At 63.8% G+C, this 16,403-nt stretch carries 7 protein-coding genes and 3 rRNA genes; 2 read left to right on the top strand and 8 right to left on the bottom strand.

Going from position 1 to position 16,403, the window contains the following annotated elements; genetic code table 11:
* Nucleotides 1-34 precede the first annotated feature (34 nt).
* From AC1MBE_RS12600 to AC1MBE_RS12585, 4 genes are all read right to left on the bottom strand, one after another.
* The gene (locus AC1MBE_RS12600; protein WP_479778718.1) at nt 35-1,951 is read right to left on the bottom strand and encodes a glycoside hydrolase family 13 protein; all 1,917 of its coding nucleotides are present in this window, start codon (nt 1,949-1,951) and stop codon (nt 35-37) included.
* 2 nt (nt 1,952-1,953) lie between these two features.
* Nucleotides 1,954-2,943 (bottom strand): sugar ABC transporter permease, encoded by a 990-nt coding sequence (locus AC1MBE_RS12595; RefSeq protein WP_479778716.1) that lies wholly within the window; start codon nt 2,941-2,943, stop codon nt 1,954-1,956.
* A complete protein-coding gene (locus AC1MBE_RS12590; RefSeq protein WP_479778715.1) occupies nt 2,940-4,592 on the bottom strand; it encodes an ABC transporter permease subunit in 1,653 nt (550 codons plus the stop codon). The genes AC1MBE_RS12595 and AC1MBE_RS12590 overlap by 4 nt, the downstream gene beginning before the upstream one ends.
* Before the next feature lie 117 nt (nt 4,593-4,709).
* Nucleotides 4,710-6,020: a sugar ABC transporter substrate-binding protein gene (locus AC1MBE_RS12585; protein ID WP_479778713.1), complete on the bottom strand. Its 1,311-nt coding sequence runs from the start codon at nt 6,018-6,020 to the stop codon at nt 4,710-4,712.
* A gap of 322 nt (nt 6,021-6,342) precedes the next feature.
* Between AC1MBE_RS12585 and AC1MBE_RS12580 the strand changes: the two genes are divergently transcribed.
* Together AC1MBE_RS12580 and AC1MBE_RS12575 are read left to right on the top strand one after the other, a co-directional pair.
* Nucleotides 6,343-8,088 carry a glycoside hydrolase family 13 protein gene (locus AC1MBE_RS12580; protein WP_479778711.1) on the top strand — a complete coding sequence of 582 codons (1,746 nt, stop codon included), beginning with the start codon at nt 6,343-6,345 and terminating at the stop codon, nt 8,086-8,088.
* 2 nt (nt 8,089-8,090) lie between these two features.
* A complete protein-coding gene (locus tag AC1MBE_RS12575; protein WP_479778709.1) occupies nt 8,091-9,122 on the top strand; it encodes a LacI family DNA-binding transcriptional regulator in 1,032 nt (343 codons plus the stop codon).
* 146 nt (nt 9,123-9,268) lie between these two features.
* Here the strand turns inward: AC1MBE_RS12575 and AC1MBE_RS12570 are convergent, their stop codons facing one another.
* From AC1MBE_RS12570 to AC1MBE_RS12555, 4 genes are all read right to left on the bottom strand, one after another.
* Nucleotides 9,269-9,757: an SRPBCC domain-containing protein gene (locus AC1MBE_RS12570; RefSeq protein WP_479778707.1), complete on the bottom strand. Its 489-nt coding sequence runs from the start codon at nt 9,755-9,757 to the stop codon at nt 9,269-9,271.
* Nucleotides 9,758-10,316: 559 nt separating this feature from the next.
* A 5S ribosomal RNA gene (gene rrf, locus AC1MBE_RS12565) occupies nt 10,317-10,433 on the bottom strand.
* 223 nt (nt 10,434-10,656) lie between these two features.
* Nucleotides 10,657-13,790, bottom strand: a 23S ribosomal RNA gene (locus AC1MBE_RS12560).
* Between the two features lie 566 nt (nt 13,791-14,356).
* Nucleotides 14,357-15,881, bottom strand: a 16S ribosomal RNA gene (locus AC1MBE_RS12555).
* Together the 16S, 23S and 5S rRNA genes form the textbook arrangement of a ribosomal RNA operon.
* Nucleotides 15,882-16,403: the final 522 nt, after the last annotated feature.

Here is a 16,403-nt window from a genome sequence, read left to right as displayed (position 1 = left end):
CCATCGAATCCGGCCGTCAGTCTTGACCTTCAGTCTAGGGTGCCGGCAGCCCGCCCCCGGGCAGCCCGACTCCGGGCAGCACCCAGACGGCGGCGGCGGGGCCGCCAGCCCGGAACAGCGCGCCCGCCACGCCCGGATCCGCCGGGTCCGCCGGGTCCGCCGTGATGGTGCCGGCGGCAAAAGCCGGCGGAAACGCGAGCGCGGCAAGCTGCCGGGCCGAGAGCAGGCCCGAGGCGAGGTCCACGTCCGCGGCAGCCCTGGCCACGACCACCAGCACCGTGCTGTCCGCGGTTTCGCGCACGAACGCCAGCGCATCGCCCTGGGCGTGCAGCCAGCGGATCCCGCCGCCGGTGAGGGCGGGCTGTTCCCGGCGCAGCGCGGTGAGCGCGGCGTACACTCCCCGCAGGTCGGCCAGGATCCGTCCCGGATCGGTCCAGGGCATGGGCGTCCGGGAGAACTCCCCGTTGTCGCCCTTGAGCCCGAACTCGTCCCCGGCGAACACCACCGGCACGCCGGGCAGGGTGAACATCAGCACCGCACCAAGCTGCTGGCCGCCGTCGATCATCACGGTGGCGGCCCGGGCCGTGTCGTGGCTGTTCAGGGCGTTCATGTTCTGCTGCCGGACGTCCCAGCTGAAGGCGGCGGCCAGGTCCTGGTGTGTGGCGAGGAAATCCGCCGCGTCCATCCGGTTGGGCCCGGGCAGCGGGGTGCCGAAAAAGTTGACGTGGCCGGCGTCGCCGGACAGCCAGGCCCAGAGCGGGCGGGTGAAATTGGAGTACGTCATGGCGCCGTGCCAGTGCTCGCCACTGAAGTCCGGCGCGGCGTCGTTGGTCGCTTCGGCCAGCAGCGCCGCCTCCGGGTTGATCCCGCGGACCCGGTCCGCGATCAGCCGGGCCACCTCCTGGTTGAGGTCGGTCGCCCCGAGCCGCCCGGTCATGTTGCCGACGTCGATCCGCCAGCCGTCCAGGTTGAACGGGGGCCGGAGCCAGCGGGCCACCGGGGAATCGTCGTCCAGGACGAACTTCTGCCGCAGGGCCGCCGAGGCCCAGTTCAGCTTGGGCAGCGAGGCCACCCCGTACCAGGCCTCGTAGGAGCTGTGGTCCTTGCTGAAGTAGTAATAGCCGGTCTCCTCGGACCCTGGCGCGGCCAGGGCGCGCTGGAACCACTCGTGCGCGTCGCCGGAATGGTTGGCGGTCAGGTCCCCCATGACTTTCAGGCCGCGGGTGTGCGCCGCTTCCACCAGCTCCACCAGGGCCTCGTCACCGCCCAGCAGCGGGTCCACCGTGGAAAAGGTCGAGGCGTCGTAGCGGTGGTTGGACCGGGCGGGGAAGAACGGCGTCAGGTAGATGATGTCCGCCCCGAGCCCCTGGATGTGGTCCAGGTGCTCCGTGATGCCGGGGAGGTCGCCGCCGTAAAACTGGAACGGCGTCTCGGCGGACGCACCCTGCACCGGGGTGTCCCACTCGCAGGGCACGGCCCAGTCCGGGACCGGGTGCGCCGAGGCCGGGTTTTGTCCGGCGGACGAACGGGCAAAACGGTCCGGGAAGACCTGGTACAAGGTGCCCCGGCGCAGCCACGGCGGCGCGGCCGGGAACGTGGTCAGCCGGAAGTCCGCGTAGTCGGAGACGTCCCGGCTGAAGAGGCTCTGCGCGTTGAGGCTCCAGTACCGTGGCCCGGTTTCGATCAGGAACCGGTAGCGGGCCACCGGGTTGGTGACGGTCATGCCCGCTTCCCACCAGACCCAGCCGTCGGCGTCGCCGAGGTTCACGCAGGGTTCGTACCGCGGTTCGCCGTCGTGCACGGAGCGCAGCCAGACCCGGCTGGCCGCACCCCACCCGGCCGGGATGCGGACCCGGAGCCGGGCCGCGGCTCCGGGGCCCGCCGTCTGCACCGTGTGCAGGCCGGAGCCGTCGTGGTGCGGGAGCAACCCGGCCGCGGCAGCACCGGACATGCCTAGCCCTTCACCGAGCCCGCCGTGAGCCCGCTGACGATGTAGCGCTGCAGGAACAGGAACAGTGCCATCACCGGGATGGCGGAGATGACGGCGCCGGCGGCGAAGACGCCCCAGTTTTCGGAGCGCTGCTGCGCCACGAAGGAGTAGAGCCCGACGGCGAGGGTCTGGCTGTCCGGGTCCGTGAGCACCACGGACGCGATCACGAATTCGCCGGAGATGGCGATGAAGGACAGTAGGCCCACGACGGCCAGGATCGGCGTGACCAGGCGCATGATGATGCCGAAGAAGATCTGGGTGTGGCTGGCGCCGTCGATCTTGGCCGCCTCATCCAGGGACTGCGGCACGGTGTTGAAGAAGCCGTACATCAGGTAGGTGTTCACGCCCAGGGCGCCGCCGAGGTAGACCATGATCAGGCCCAGCTGGCTGCCCAGTCCCAGCGCGGGGATAACCTCGGAGATTCCGCTGAGCAGCAGGAAGATGGCCACCACGGCCAGCAGCTGCGGGAACATCTGCAGCAGGAGCAGGCTCAGCAGCCCGATCCGGCGGCCCTTGAAGCGCATCCGGGAAAAGGCGTATGCCGCCATCGCGCCGAGGAACACCGTGGCCGCGGAGGTCACGCCGCCCACCACCATGGTGTTCAGGAACCATTGGGCAAAGGGCCGCGAGGGCATGTCGAACAGCGCGGTGAAGTTGCCGAAGTCGATCTTGCTGAACAGCGCGTTGGAGCCCACCAGGGTGCCGGTGGAGTTCAATGCCGCGGAAAGGACGTAGAGCAGCGGGAAGACCGCGAAGATCGTTACGATGACGCCCACCAGGTGGCGCCAGCCCTTGTCCTTGAACCAGACGCCGAAGGGACGCCGGCGCCGCAGCGACTGGAGGTATTCGACGTCGGTGGTGCCGGTGGCGGTGCTGCCGGCGCCGGTGTCGGTGCCGGTGCCGCGTTCGGCGTCGTCCGCCGTTGCGGCGGTGCGCGATGCTGACCCGTTCATGAGTTCACGTCCTCGAGTGCCTTGGTCTGCTTGAAACTGATGGCCGAGACGGTGGCCACGATAATGAAGATGATGATGGCCAGCGCACTGGCGAGGCCGTAGTCACGGCCGGTGCCCTGCCCGAACGCCACCTTGTACACCAAGGTGATCAGGATGTCGGTGGCTCCGATGTCCCGGTCCGTGTCGGCAAAGCGGGGTCCGCCGCCGGTGAGCATAAAGATCACATTGAAGTTGTTGAAGTTGAAGGCGAAGGAGGAGATCAGCAGCGGCGCGATCGACACCAGCAGCAGCGGCAGCTTGATGGAGCGGAACACCCGCCACGGTCCGGCGCCGTCCATCCGGGCGGCCTCCTCCAGTTCGGAGGGCAGCGACTGCAGGGCCCCGGTGCAGACCAGGAACATGTAGGGGAAGCCCAGCCAGAGGTTGACCATGAGGACGCTGATCTTGGCCAGGACCGGGTCGGTGAGCCAGCCGATCGAGGCTCCGCCGAGCAGGGTCTGGTTGAGCCAGCCGAACTCGGGGTTGAGGATGCCGGACCAGACCAGGCCGGTGAGGAAGGCCGGGAAGGCGTAGGGCAGGATCATCAGGATCCGGTACGCCTTCTTGCCTTTGAGGTCCTCGCGGTTGAAGGTGATGGCCAGGAACAGCCCCAGCGCGAAGGTCAGCGCCACCGAGGCCACGGCGAAGGTGAAGGTCCAGAGGATGACGCCCAGCAGCGGACCGCGCAGGCTGGGGTCGGTGAAGGCGCGGGCGAAGTTTTCCATCCCGACGTCGATCTTCCAGCCGGTGGAGAGCTGCTCGCCGTTGTCCGCCGCGAAGGCGCCCTTGCCGTTGTCGCGGTAGACGGAACCGGTGGCGGTGTCCGTGAAAGTGTCCGCGCCGGCGTCGTACTTGAGTGCCGGCTTGAACTGGTAGGCGTTGCTGCCGTCGGCGGTGCGCAGGGTGCCGTCGGCCGGGTCCGCGGAGACCGGGACGGTGATGTCCAGGATGCTCTGCTGGTTGGCGACGATTTCCTGGAAGTTCAGGGTCCGGTAGCCGTCCAGCGTCTTGGCCTTGCCGGTGGAGTCTTTGCCTGCCCCGGCGACTTCCTCCAGCGGCTTGTCGGTGCTGCCCAGCGAGACCTTGCCCTGCGGGTCGGTGAAGAGCAGGTAGAAGGAGTTGTCCTTGGCCAGCACGGAGGTCTTGTAGGCCGGTGAATCCGGGACGCGCTTCTGCGCCGTGAGCTGGATGGCGGCGATCGCATCATCCTTGGTGCTGTTGTGGCCGTCGCCGTAGTTGGTGAAGGCGATGTAGCCGCTGAACATGACCACGAAGACCTGGAAGACCAGCAGGAACAGCACACCGGGGGCCAGGTACTTGGCGGGCAGGCCGCCCTTGCGGAGGTAGATCCAGTTGATCACCAGCACGACGGCGGCGGACACTCCCAGCGCCAGCCAGGACTGGCTCAGGAAGAGCATCATCAGGACGTAGACGGCAAGGGCGTCCACGAGGCCCAGGAGCACGATCTTGGCGATGGTCCCTTTTGTGCCCTCCGGGCCGGACCGGCGTCGGCGGAGGCTGCTGGCCTGCCGGCCGGGGGCGGTGGGGGCGGTGTCCGGGGCGGACGACGCTGCGGGGTCTGTGTCCTCGCGGAGTTCGGTTTCTGACATGGCTGTCTACAGTCCTTGGGAGAAGCTGGGGTGATGCAGGAACGGGCCGGGCGGCTTGGCGGCCGCCCGGCCCGGTGCTGCCGGTTACCGGCGCATGCGTCAGGAACCGGCGCGGGACTAACCCTTGATTTTCGCCTTGATGCTGGCGGCCATCTTGGCCCAGTCAGCGGCCGGGTCGCCCTGGCCCTTGATCAGGGCGAGCTCGGTGGCTCCCCAGTCGGCCCACACGGCGCTCATTTCCGGGATGGCCGGCATCGGGACGCCGGTGGCGCCGATCTTGCCGAACGCGGCCACGACCGGGTCGCTGGAGGCCTTCTCGAAGGAGGCCTTCAGTGCCGGCGGGCGGCCGCCGGCCTTGTACATGGAGTCCTGGGCTGCCTCGGAGGTGAGGTAGTTGGTGACGAACTCGTTGGTGGCCAGTGCGTTGGCGCTCTTGGCGCTGATGAAGAAGCCATTGACGCCGATGAACGGCTGGGCCGGCTGGTCACCGGCGGTCGGCAGCTCGTCAACAGCGAACTTGATGCCCTTCTTCTGCACGTCCGGAAGGTTCCACGGGCCGGTCAGGTAGTACGGGGACTCGCCGGCGAGGAACTTCTCCTTGGCGATGTCACCGGTGATGTTGGAGTTGATGATCTTCTCGCCCTTGTCGCCCCAGGCGGTGAGCTTCTTGGCGAACTCGACGCCGGCGGCGTCGCCGATCAGGAGCTGCTTCGGGTCGTAGCCGCCGTCGGCAGCCTTGCCGAAGACCTGCGAACCCATGGAGGCCTGCAGCGGGTACAGGTGGTACGGGTCGCCCTGCTTCGGGTCCATGCCGACCAGGAACGGGAACTTCGCCTTGCCGTCGGCGACGGCCTTCTTGCCGTTGGCGATGACCTCGTCCATGGTCTTGGCCGCGTCCGGGACGATGGCCGTGTTGCGCAGGAGGCCGATGTTCTCAACCGCGTAGGGGACGCCGTAAACGGAGCCGTTGTAAGTCATGGCCTTGACCGAGGACTCCTGGAAGGCGTCCTTCTTGTCGCCGAGCTCAACCGGCGCGATCACACCGTTCTGCACGAACTTGCCTACCCAGTCATGCGGACCGACGATCAGGTCCGGGCCCTTGCCCGTGGGGACCTGGGTGATGAAGTCGTCGCGGACGGCCGCGAAGTCCTTGACCACGAGCTTGACGTCGATGCCGGTGTCGGCCTTGAACTTCGCGGTGATGTCCTTCAGGGCGGGCGAGCGCTCGGCGTCGACCCACATGGTGATCGTGCCGGCGCCGCCGGACTTGAGGTCCGGCTTCGCGGTGGCCGTGGCCGTCGCCGTGGCCGGGCCGGTGGCTGCTGCCCCGCCGCAGGCGCTGAGCGCCAGCGCTGCAACGACGGAAATCGCACCGGCCGTGAATACCCGGCGGCTGGTCCCGGTTGTGAGGGTGTTCTGCACCTTCATTGGTGTCCCTTTCATAAAATCCTGCATCCACGCGGAGGGCTCTTCGGAAGACTCCTGGCCCGGTGGCATCGTCGGTGATGTGGCTCACAGCTGCAAGCGCTTCCAAGCTACACGGTGATGGACGCTTTGGAAAGTCATTCTAGCGTGGCGTGTCGCGGGGCGACGACCAGGCCGAAAAACCGCGGGACACCCCTAAGAGGCCAGTTGGTGCGGAACCTGCGGGTCCGGGCCGCGGATTCATCGCAGGCTGTCCGGGCGACTCAAAACAGTCTTCGGCTGGAAGCGTTTTCAATTTCGACGTTGGGGACTTACGATTACCGGCATGTCCGTTGATTCAGTACTCACAGCCCCCGCCGCGCTGGCCGGCCCGCTGACCCTGGTGCACGCCGCAGATGACACCCCCGGCTGGTGGCGCTCGGCCGTGATCTACCAGGTGTACCCGCGCTCGTTCCGGGACCTCAACGGCGACGGCGTCGGCGACCTGGCCGGCATCACCGCCGAACTCCCCCAGCTCGCCGAGCTGGAGATCGACGCGGTCTGGCTCTCGCCGTTCTACCGCTCCCCCCAGCGCGACGCCGGCTACGACGTCAGCGACTACTGCGACGTCGACCCCTTGTTTGGGACCCTGGACGACTTCGACGCCATGATGGCCGAAGCCACGCGCCTTGGGCTGCGGCTGATCGTGGACCTGGTGCCGAACCACTGCTCAGACCAGCACGCCGCGTTCCAGGCCGCGCTGGCCGCTCCCGCGGGCAGCCCGGAGCGGGACATGTTCATCTTCCGCGACGGCCGCGGCCCCTTCGGCGAGGAGCCGCCGAACAACTGGCAGTCGCACTTCGGCGGACCGGCCTGGACCCGCATCACCGAACCTGACGGCACCCCTGGTCAGTGGTACCTGCACCTCTTCGATACCTCCCAGCCCGACTTCAACTGGGACAACGACGCCGTCCACGCCGAATTTGAGCGCGTCCTGCGCTTCTGGCTGGACCGCGGCGTCTCCGGCTTCCGCGTCGACGTGGCGCACGCCCTCGTCAAGGCGCCGGGCCTGCCCGAATGGGGCGGCCGCGCCGACGGCAACAGCTCGCACGGCTTCCCCGGCCACGAAGCCCCGATGTTCGGCCAGCCCGCGCTGCACGACATCTACCGGACCTGGCGCCGGATCCTGGCCGAGTACGGCCCCGACCGCATTCTCTGCGCGGAAGCCAACGTGGACCCGCTCCCCCGGCTGGCCGACTGGGTCCGCCCGGACGAGATGCACCAGGCCTTCAACTTCCCCTACCTGCACGCGGGACTGGACGTGCACCGCATGCGCCATGTCATTACCGAGTCACTGACCGCCCTGGACGCCGTCGGTGCGCCGAGCACCTGGGTGCTGTCCAACCACGACGTCGTCCGGCACGCCACCCGCTTCGGCTACAACGGTCCGGCGCCCCGCGACGGCGACGGCATCGGCCCGGCCGACATGCAGCCGGACGATGAGCTCGGCCGTTCCCGGGCCGCGGCGGCGTCCATGTTTATGCTGGGCCTGCCCGGCGGAGCGTACCTCTACCAGGGCGAGGAGCTCGGCCTGCCCGACGGAATCGACATTCCCGACTCCCAGCGCCAGGACCCCACCTTCGGGCGGACCGGCGGCGAGCGGCTGGGCCGGGACGGCTGCCGGGTGCCGCTGCCGTGGCGTTCCGGCGAGCCGCACGCGGGCTTCGGCACGGGCGCGGATCCGTGGCTGCCGCAGCCGGCGAGCTTCGCCGGCCTGGCCCGCGACGCGCAGGCCGCGTCGCCGTCGTCGCACCTATCCCTGTACCGGCGGATGCTGGTGCTCCGGCGCGAGCTCAGCCTCGGCCAGGGTTCGCTCAGCTGGCTGGAGAACTGGTGCACGGACACCACGCTGGCCTACCTCAACGGCACCACCGCGGTGCTGCTTAACGTCGGGCCGGAGCCGCTCGAGCTGCCCGCCGGACAGGTGCTGCTGCGCAGCTCCGTGTCTGCGGAACAGGATGACGACGCCCATCGGTTAAGCTCAGGTGAAACTGTTTGGCTGGAAATCTACATCGAGGACACGGAGAGCTGAGAATGCCCGGCATCAAGGACGTCGCGGAACGGGCCGGCCTCTCCATCGCCACCGTTTCGCGCGCCTTGAGCGGCAAGGGCAACGTTTCGGCCCAGAGCCGCGAACGGGCCCAGGCCGCCGCTACGGAACTTGGCTTCGTGCTGTCCTACCACGCCTCCAGCCTGGCGTCCGGGCGGAACCACAACGTCGGCGTCGTGGTTCCGTCCGTGCACCGCTGGTTCTTCTCCTCGGTGGTGGAGGGCGTATCCGCGACCCTGCTCGACGCCGGCTACGACCTCACGCTGTACAACGTCAGCGAAGGGGAGGAACGCCGGCACAGCGTGCTCAACGACTTCCTGCTGCGCAAGCGGGTGGACGCGGTCATTGCCGTCTCGCTGGAACTCAGCGAGGCCGAGATCCAGCAGCTGCTCGCCATCCACCGGCCCATTGTGGGGATCGGCGGGCCCCTGCCGGGCGCCTCGACCATCCGGATCAACGATTCGGGAATTGCCGAAGCAGCGGCCCGGCACCTGATCCAGCTTGGCCACAGCAGGATTGCGCACATGACCGGCGACGCCGCCTATGAGAAGGACTTCCGGCTCCCGGGCACGCGCCAGGGCGGCTTCACCAAGGCCATGAGGGACGCCGGCCTGCCCATCCGGCCGGAATGGCTGGTCTCCGCCGACTTCACCATCCAGGGCGCCTACGCCAGCGCTCGTCAGCTGCTGGGCATCTCCCCGGAGCGCCCGACCGCGGTCTTTGCCGCGTCCGACGAGATGGCGATCGGCACGATCCTCGCCGCCCGCGACTTCGGGCTCCGTGTTCCCCATGATCTGTCCGTCATCGGTATTGACGGCCACGAACTCGGCGAGCTGTTCGGCCTCACCACGATCGACCAGGACCCGCGGGGCCAGGGCGCGCTGGCGGTCCGGCGCCTGCTCGCCGGGCTCGACGGCGGCGCGGACACGGCGGCGGCGGACACCGAATATCCGACCCGGTTTGTGATCCGCTCCAGCACGGCCGTTCCGCCGGCCGAGGCCGCGCCGCTGCGCTAGTTTCGCCAGGCCGTTACGTTCCTGCCCAGTTGTTCCCTCGCCTTCCGGACCTGGCGGCGCAAACTGCCCGGAAACTAGGGGAAGGCCGCGGGCACGGGGCGTTGCGGATCCCAAGAACTGGGCAGGAACGTCGAATTGCCGGACACTCAGTCCCCGGAGCCGCCCATGAACCGGCCGAACCGCTGCAGGACTTCGGGCCAGTCTGCCTGCCACCCAGCCCGCGCCGCGGCCGGGTCCTGGGCGCCCTCCCAGCCGCTGTGCACCAGCCGCAGCTCGGTGCCGCCCTCCACGGCCCGGAACGCGACCCGCAGCTCGGTGGACCACAGGGCCTGCGTGCCTGGGTGCCAGCTGGCGTGGAAGGACAGCGGTGGCTGCCAGTCGTCGATAGAGCCCCAGACGGCGGTCCTGCCGTCGTCAGCGGTTTCCAGGACGAGGTTTTCCTCAAACTCGACGTAGGAGCCCGGCCCGTAGACGCTGTGGCCCTCGAGCGGCCACCAGAGGTGCGTATGTTCGGTAAACCCTACGAAGGCCCTTGCGACGGCGCCAGGGACGACGGCGGTACACACCACCGGCTCCAGGACGTCGGCCGGCTCGGGATCCGGGGCTGCCGCGGCGTGGCTGAAGAGGTTATCCATGGGCATCAACTCTACTTGGTACCCCTCACCCCCGACGCTCCCTCAGTTTTGACCCGCTTCTGCCCAACGCTCCCTCAGTTTTGACCCGCTTCTGCCCAATGCTCCCGCACTTTTGACCGCCCTAACCACAACGCTCCCGCTATGTCGGCCTGACGGAGGCGCCACCGGCATGAGGCCTAAGGCGGTCAACCGTGGCGGCCGCCACCTGGGTTGCGGGAGCGTTCTCGTTTTAGGCGTCTCTGGTGCGGGAGGGTTGTTTGCTTGCCGGCAGGATCTGCGGGATGGTCGATCCGATCCGCGTCAGTGCTGCGGGAGGGCTGTTTGCTTGCCGGCAGGATCTGCGGGTGGGTTCTCTTTTTTGGATGCCGTTTCTGCGGGAGGGACCGTCGGATACATGCCAGTGCTGCGGGAGCGTCGTTGACATACTGGCAGGATCTGAGGGAGCGTCCACGTTTTAGGCGCCGGGTGGCAGGGAGGGTTTGGCCCTACGGGTGCGTCGTTTGGGGTTAAAGGGGGAGAGCCTCCAACCTGGTGGTTGGAGGCTCTCGACCTAATGTATGTCCGGCGGTGACCTACTCTCCCACACCCTCCCGGGTGCAGTACCATCGGCGCTGTGGGTCTTAGCTTCCGGGTTCGGAATGGGACCGGGCGTTTCCCCCACGCTATGACCGCCGTAACCCTTGCTCCGCACCCGTGGGACCCTTGTGCGGGGTTCCCTGGGCGGGAAATCTGTGTGGTTACAACATGTGGTGTTGTTATTCAGTTTTGGTTCCCTGGATCAACGTGCCCGTGGCGGGTTTGTTGTTTGGGAACCACATAGTGGACGCAAGCAGTCTTGTTTCTTTGTACCCTCCCCATGGGTGCGAACCCCTTTTGATGTTGGTTCGCGGGGTGGGTGTGTGGTGTAAGTTATCGGCCTATTAGTACCGGTCAGCTTCACGAGTCGTTAGTCCTCGCTTCCACATCCGGCCTATCAACCCAGTGGTCTGGCTGGGGGCCTCTCACACACAAGGTGTATGGAAATCTCATCTCGAAGCGAGCTTCCCGCTTAGATGCTTTCAGCGGTTATCCCATCCGAACGTAGCTAATCAGCGGTGCACTTGGCAGTACAACTGACACACCAGAGGTTCGTCCGTCCCGGTCCTCTCGTACTAAGGACAGCCCTTCTCAAATTTCCTGCGCGCGCAGCGGATAGGGACCGAACTGTCTCACGACGTTCTAAACCCAGCTCGCGTACCGCTTTAATGGGCGAACAGCCCAACCCTTGGGACCTACTCCAGCCCCAGGATGCGACGAGCCGACATCGAGGTGCCAAACCATGCCGTCGATATGGACTCTTGGGCAAGATCAGCCTGTTATCCCCGAGGTACCTTTTATCCGTTGAGCGACGGCCATTCCACAATGTACCGCCGGATCACTAGTCCCGACTTTCGTCCCTGCTCGAGATGTCTCTCTCACAGTCAAGCTCCCTTGTGCACTTACACTCGACACCTGATTGCCAACCAGGCTGAGGGAACCTTTGGGCGCCTCCGTTACTTTTTAGGAGGCAACCGCCCCAGTTAAACTACCCATCAGGCACTGTCCCTGACCCGGATTACGGGCCGAAGTTAGATGTCCAAAGTGACCAGAGTGGTATTTCAACGATGACTCCACCCGAACTGGCGTCCGGGCTTCAACGTCTCCCACCTATCCTACACAAGCCACTCCGAACACCAATACCAAACTATAGTAAAGGTCTCGGGGTCTTTCCGTCCTGCTGCGCGTAACGAGCATCTTTACTCGTACTGCAATTTCGCCGAGTTTATGGTTGAGACAGCGGGGAAGTCGTTACTCCATTCGTGCAGGTCGGAACTTACCCGACAAGGAATTTCGCTACCTTAGGATGGTTATAGTTACCACCGCCGTTTACTGGGGCTTAAATTCTCAGCTTCGCCTTGCGGCTAACCGGTCCTCTTAACCTTCCAGCACCGGGCAGGAGTCAGTCCGTATACATCGTCTTGCGACTTCGCACGGACCTGTGTTTTTAGTAAACAGTCGCTTCCCCCTGGTCTCTGCGGCCCCTGCACGCTCCGGACAGCTTGTGTCCATCACGATGGGGGCCCCCCTTCTCCCGAAGTTACGGGGGCATTTTGCCGAGTTCCTTAACCATAATTCTCTCGATCGCCTTAGTATTCTCTACCTGATCACCTGTGTCGGTTTGGGGTACGGGCGGCTAAAACCTCGCGTCGATGCTTTTCTAGGCAGCATAGGATCACCGAATCCCCCCATACGGGGGTCCCGTCGGGTCTCAGGCATCATGAACGGCGGATTTGCCTACCGTTCGCCCTACATCCTTAGACCGGGACAACCATCGCCCGGCTCGGCTACCTTCCTGCGTCACACCTGTTAATACGCTTGCCTCCCAGGTTTCGGTCCCGCGCTCCACCAAAACCCTCACACCACAAGGGTGATCGGGCAGGTCTCGGGCGGTTAGTATCCCCTGTTCAGCATGGGCGGTTTTTCGCCGGTACGGGAATATCAACCCGTTGTCCATCGACTACGCCTGTCGGCCTCGCCTTAGGTCCCGACTTACCCAGGGCAGATTAGCTTGACCCTGGAACCCTTGATCATTCGGCGGACGGGTTTCTCACCCGTCTTTCGCTACTCATGCCTGCATTCTCACTCGTGTAGGCTCCACCGCTGGTTTACACCGCGACTTCACTGCCCACACGACGCTCCCCTACCCATCCAGACGCCTGAACCACAAGGGCTTAGCTAATATCTGAATGCCACAACTTCGGCGGTGTACTTGAGCCCCGCTACATTGTCGGCGCGGAATCACTTGACCAGTGAGCTATTACGCACTCTTTTAAGGATGGCTGCTTCTAAGCCAACCTCCTGGTTGTCTTCGCAACTCCACATCCTTTCCCACTTAGCACACGCTTAGGGGCCTTAGTTGGTGGTCTGGGCTGTTTCCCTCTCGACTATGAAGCTTATCCCCCACAGTCTCACTGCTGCGCTCTCACTTACCGGCATTCGGAGTTTGGCTGACGTCAGTAACCTTGTAGGGCCCATTAGCCATCCAGTAGCTCTACCTCCGGTAAGAAACACGCAACGCTGCACCTAAATGCATTTCGGGGAGAACCAGCTATCACGAAGTTTGATTGGCCTTTCACCCCTACCCACAGCTCATCCCCTCCATTTTCAACTGAAGTGGGTTCGGTCCTCCACGACGTCTTACCGTCGCTTCAACCTGGCCATGGGTAGATCACTTCGCTTCGGGTCTAGATCACGCCACTGCAACGCCCTGTTCAGACTCGCTTTCGCTACGGCTTCCCCACACGGGTTAACCTCGCGACGTAACACTAACTCGCAGGCTCATTCTTCAAAAGGCACGCCGTCACCCCAACACAGCAAGCTGCGGAGGCTCCGACGGATTGTAAGCACACGGTTTCAGGTACTGTTTCACTCCCCTCCCGGGGTACTTTTCACCTTTCCCTCACGGTACTGGTCCGCTATCGGTCATTAGGGAGTATTTAGGCTTATCAGGTGGTCCTGACAGATTCGCACGGGATTTCTCGGGCCCCGTGCTACTTGGGATACTTCCCAGGCGGCACACTACATTTCGGTTACGGGGCTCACACCCTCTCTGGCCGGCCTTTCAAGACCGTTCACCTATGCACATGCTCTCACCCCACTGTCCCGGCAGAGACAGAACGGAAAGTCCCACAACCCCGACCATGCAACGCCCGCCGGCTATCACACATGGAACGGTTTAGCCTGATCCGCGTTCGCTCGCCACTACTAACGGAATCACTATTGTTTTCTCTTCCTGCGGGTACTGAGATGTTTCACTTCCCCGCGTTCCCTCCACGCACCCTATGTGTTCAGATGCGGGTCACCAGGCAACTCGCGTCCCTGGCGGGGTTTCCCCATTCGGACACCCTGGGATCACAGTCCGGTTATCGACTCCCCCAGGCTTATCGCAGATTCCTACGTCCTTCTTCGGCTCCTAATGCCAAGGCATCCACCGTGTGCTCTTAAAAACTTGACCACAAAAGATCAAGGAGTAATTTCGAGAGAACCACAGAAACCAACCACACCCAACAACACCACCCCAAAAGGGTGACACCATCACGCGCAGCCAGATCCAGGTTCATATTCTTGGAAATTGCTTCTTATAAAAGATGCTCGCGTCCACTATGTAGTTCTCAAACAACAACCCCGTACCACACACCCCACACACCAGACCCCCACAAAAGGGACCGAACAGTGCATGAAACGTCGCAGCCGGGAAACCAGAAACACAAGTCCCACACCCCGCACCCCCAACCCCCCGAAAGGAGAAGAACGCGCAAGCCATGGTCCTGTTGTCTCAGGACCCAACAGTGTGCCAAACACTAAACCGCCTGCGTCCCGCCCCCGCCGTTCCAGGACACCCTGCTCCACAAGAGAGCAGCACATCCGTACTGGGCAAGGACAAAACCATGCGGCCGCTATTTGTTGATATTCCACCCGTGAGCACCCGCCGCAGAACAATCGTCTGCGCAACGGGCGTACTCCTGACAACACCACCACACAGGCATAACGCCCGGCGGGGTTGTTGTAGGTGCTCCTTAGAAAGGAGGTGATCCAGCCGCACCTTCCGGTACGGCTACCTTGTTACGACTTAGTCCCAATCGCCAGTCCCACCTTCGACAGCTCCCTCCCACAAGGGGTTAGGCCACCGGCTTCGGGTGTTACCAACTTTCGTGACTTGACGGGCGGTGTGTACAAGGCCCGGGAACGTATTCACCGCAGCGTTGCTGATCTGCGATTACTAGCGACTCCGACTTCATGGGGTCGAGTTGCAGACCCCAATCCGAACTGAGACCGGCTTTTTGGGATTAGCTCCACCTCACAGTATCGCAACCCTTTGTACCGGCCATTGTAGCATGCGTGAAGCCCAAGACATAAGGGGCATGATGATTTGACGTCGTCCCCACCTTCCTCCGAGTTGACCCCGGCAGTCTCCCATGAGTCCCCGCCATTACGCGCTGGCAACATGGAACGAGGGTTGCGCTCGTTGCGGGACTTAACCCAACATCTCACGACACGAGCTGACGACAACCATGCACCACCTGTGAACCGGCCCCAAAGGGGAAGGACTGTTTCCAGCCCGGTCCGGTCCATGTCAAGCCTTGGTAAGGTTCTTCGCGTTGCATCGAATTAATCCGCATGCTCCGCCGCTTGTGCGGGCCCCCGTCAATTCCTTTGAGTTTTAGCCTTGCGGCCGTACTCCCCAGGCGGGGCACTTAATGCGTTAGCTACGGCGCGGAAAACGTGGAATGTCCCCCACACCTAGTGCCCAACGTTTACGGCATGGACTACCAGGGTATCTAATCCTGTTCGCTCCCCATGCTTTCGCTCCTCAGCGTCAGTTAATGCCCAGAGACCTGCCTTCGCCATCGGTGTTCCTCCTGATATCTGCGCATTTCACCGCTACACCAGGAATTCCAGTCTCCCCTACATCACTCTAGTCTGCCCGTACCCACCGCAGATCCGGAGTTGAGCCCCGGACTTTCACGGCAGACGCGACAAACCGCCTACGAGCTCTTTACGCCCAATAATTCCGGATAACGCTTGCGCCCTACGTATTACCGCGGCTGCTGGCACGTAGTTAGCCGGCGCTTCTTCTGCAGGTACCGTCACTTTCGCTTCTTCCCTACTGAAAGAGGTTTACAACCCGAAGGCCGTCATCCCTCACGCGGCGTCGCTGCATCAGGCTTGCGCCCATTGTGCAATATTCCCCACTGCTGCCTCCCGTAGGAGTCTGGGCCGTGTCTCAGTCCCAGTGTGGCCGGTCACCCTCTCAGGCCGGCTACCCGTCGTCGCCTTGGTGAGCCATTACCTCACCAACAAGCTGATAGGCCGCGAGTCCATCCAAAACCACAATAAAGCTTTCCACCCCCCACCATGCGATGAGGAGTCATATCCGGTATTAGACCCAGTTTCCCAGGCTTATCCCAGAGTTAAGGGCAGGTTACTCACGTGTTACTCACCCGTTCGCCACTAATCCCCCAGCAAGCTGGGATCATCGTTCGACTTGCATGTGTTAAGCACGCCGCCAGCGTTCATCCTGAGCCAGGATCAAACTCTCCGTTGAAGAAAAACAGACACAACCAAAGAACCACGGGAAAACGCGGAACCAGGCTGCACAAAATTTGAAACCAGCTAAAAACACCAGACCCACCACGGGGTGGCAGATCCGGCACAATCAACCAATTCAATACAATAAATTGGTATCAACAAACTTGGCACACTATTGAGTTCTCAAACAACAGACACACCCGGCACCACCCAAACCCAACGGTCCAGGATCGCTCCGGAGCAACTTTTCAAACTTACCCGCTTGCTTCACCCTAGTCAAATCAGCGTTCCGACTCAGTCTTGCCAAAGGCTTCTTGGTCTTCTTAGCGGATCAACTCCGGGGAGCAGCGCGGAAATAAACTGTACCACCACTCGGGCCGGGTGACAAAGCCGCCCCCGGACCGCCCCCTGCGGCACCGGGCCACGGGCCTGCGCCGAGGCCCGGCCCGCGACAAGGAAGAGCCCGGAACCACAAGGATTCCGGGCCTCTCCCCACGACTGGTCTTCCCTGGCCATGGCCGGCGTCAACCGGCAACTT

Source organism: Arthrobacter sp. BG5 (genome assembly GCF_056680155.1).
The sequence above is the reverse complement of the archived record's forward strand: the minus strand, read 5'-3'. Positions and strand labels throughout refer to the sequence as shown.

Coding starts and splice junctions, on each gene's coding strand:
- AC1MBE_RS12600 (WP_479778718.1), bottom strand. CDS start 1,951: ATGTCCGGTGCTGCCGCGGCCGGGTTGCTCCCGCACCACGACGGCTCC.
- AC1MBE_RS12595 (WP_479778716.1), bottom strand. CDS start 2,943: ATGAACGGGTCAGCATCGCGCACCGCCGCAACGGCGGACGACGCCGAA.
- AC1MBE_RS12590 (WP_479778715.1), bottom strand. CDS start 4,592: ATGTCAGAAACCGAACTCCGCGAGGACACAGACCCCGCAGCGTCGTCC.
- AC1MBE_RS12585 (WP_479778713.1), bottom strand. CDS start 6,020: ATGAAGGTGCAGAACACCCTCACAACCGGGACCAGCCGCCGGGTATTC.
- AC1MBE_RS12580 (WP_479778711.1), top strand. CDS start 6,343: ATGTCCGTTGATTCAGTACTCACAGCCCCCGCCGCGCTGGCCGGCCCG.
- AC1MBE_RS12575 (WP_479778709.1), top strand. CDS start 8,091: ATGCCCGGCATCAAGGACGTCGCGGAACGGGCCGGCCTCTCCATCGCC.
- AC1MBE_RS12570 (WP_479778707.1), bottom strand. CDS start 9,757: ATGGATAACCTCTTCAGCCACGCCGCGGCAGCCCCGGATCCCGAGCCG.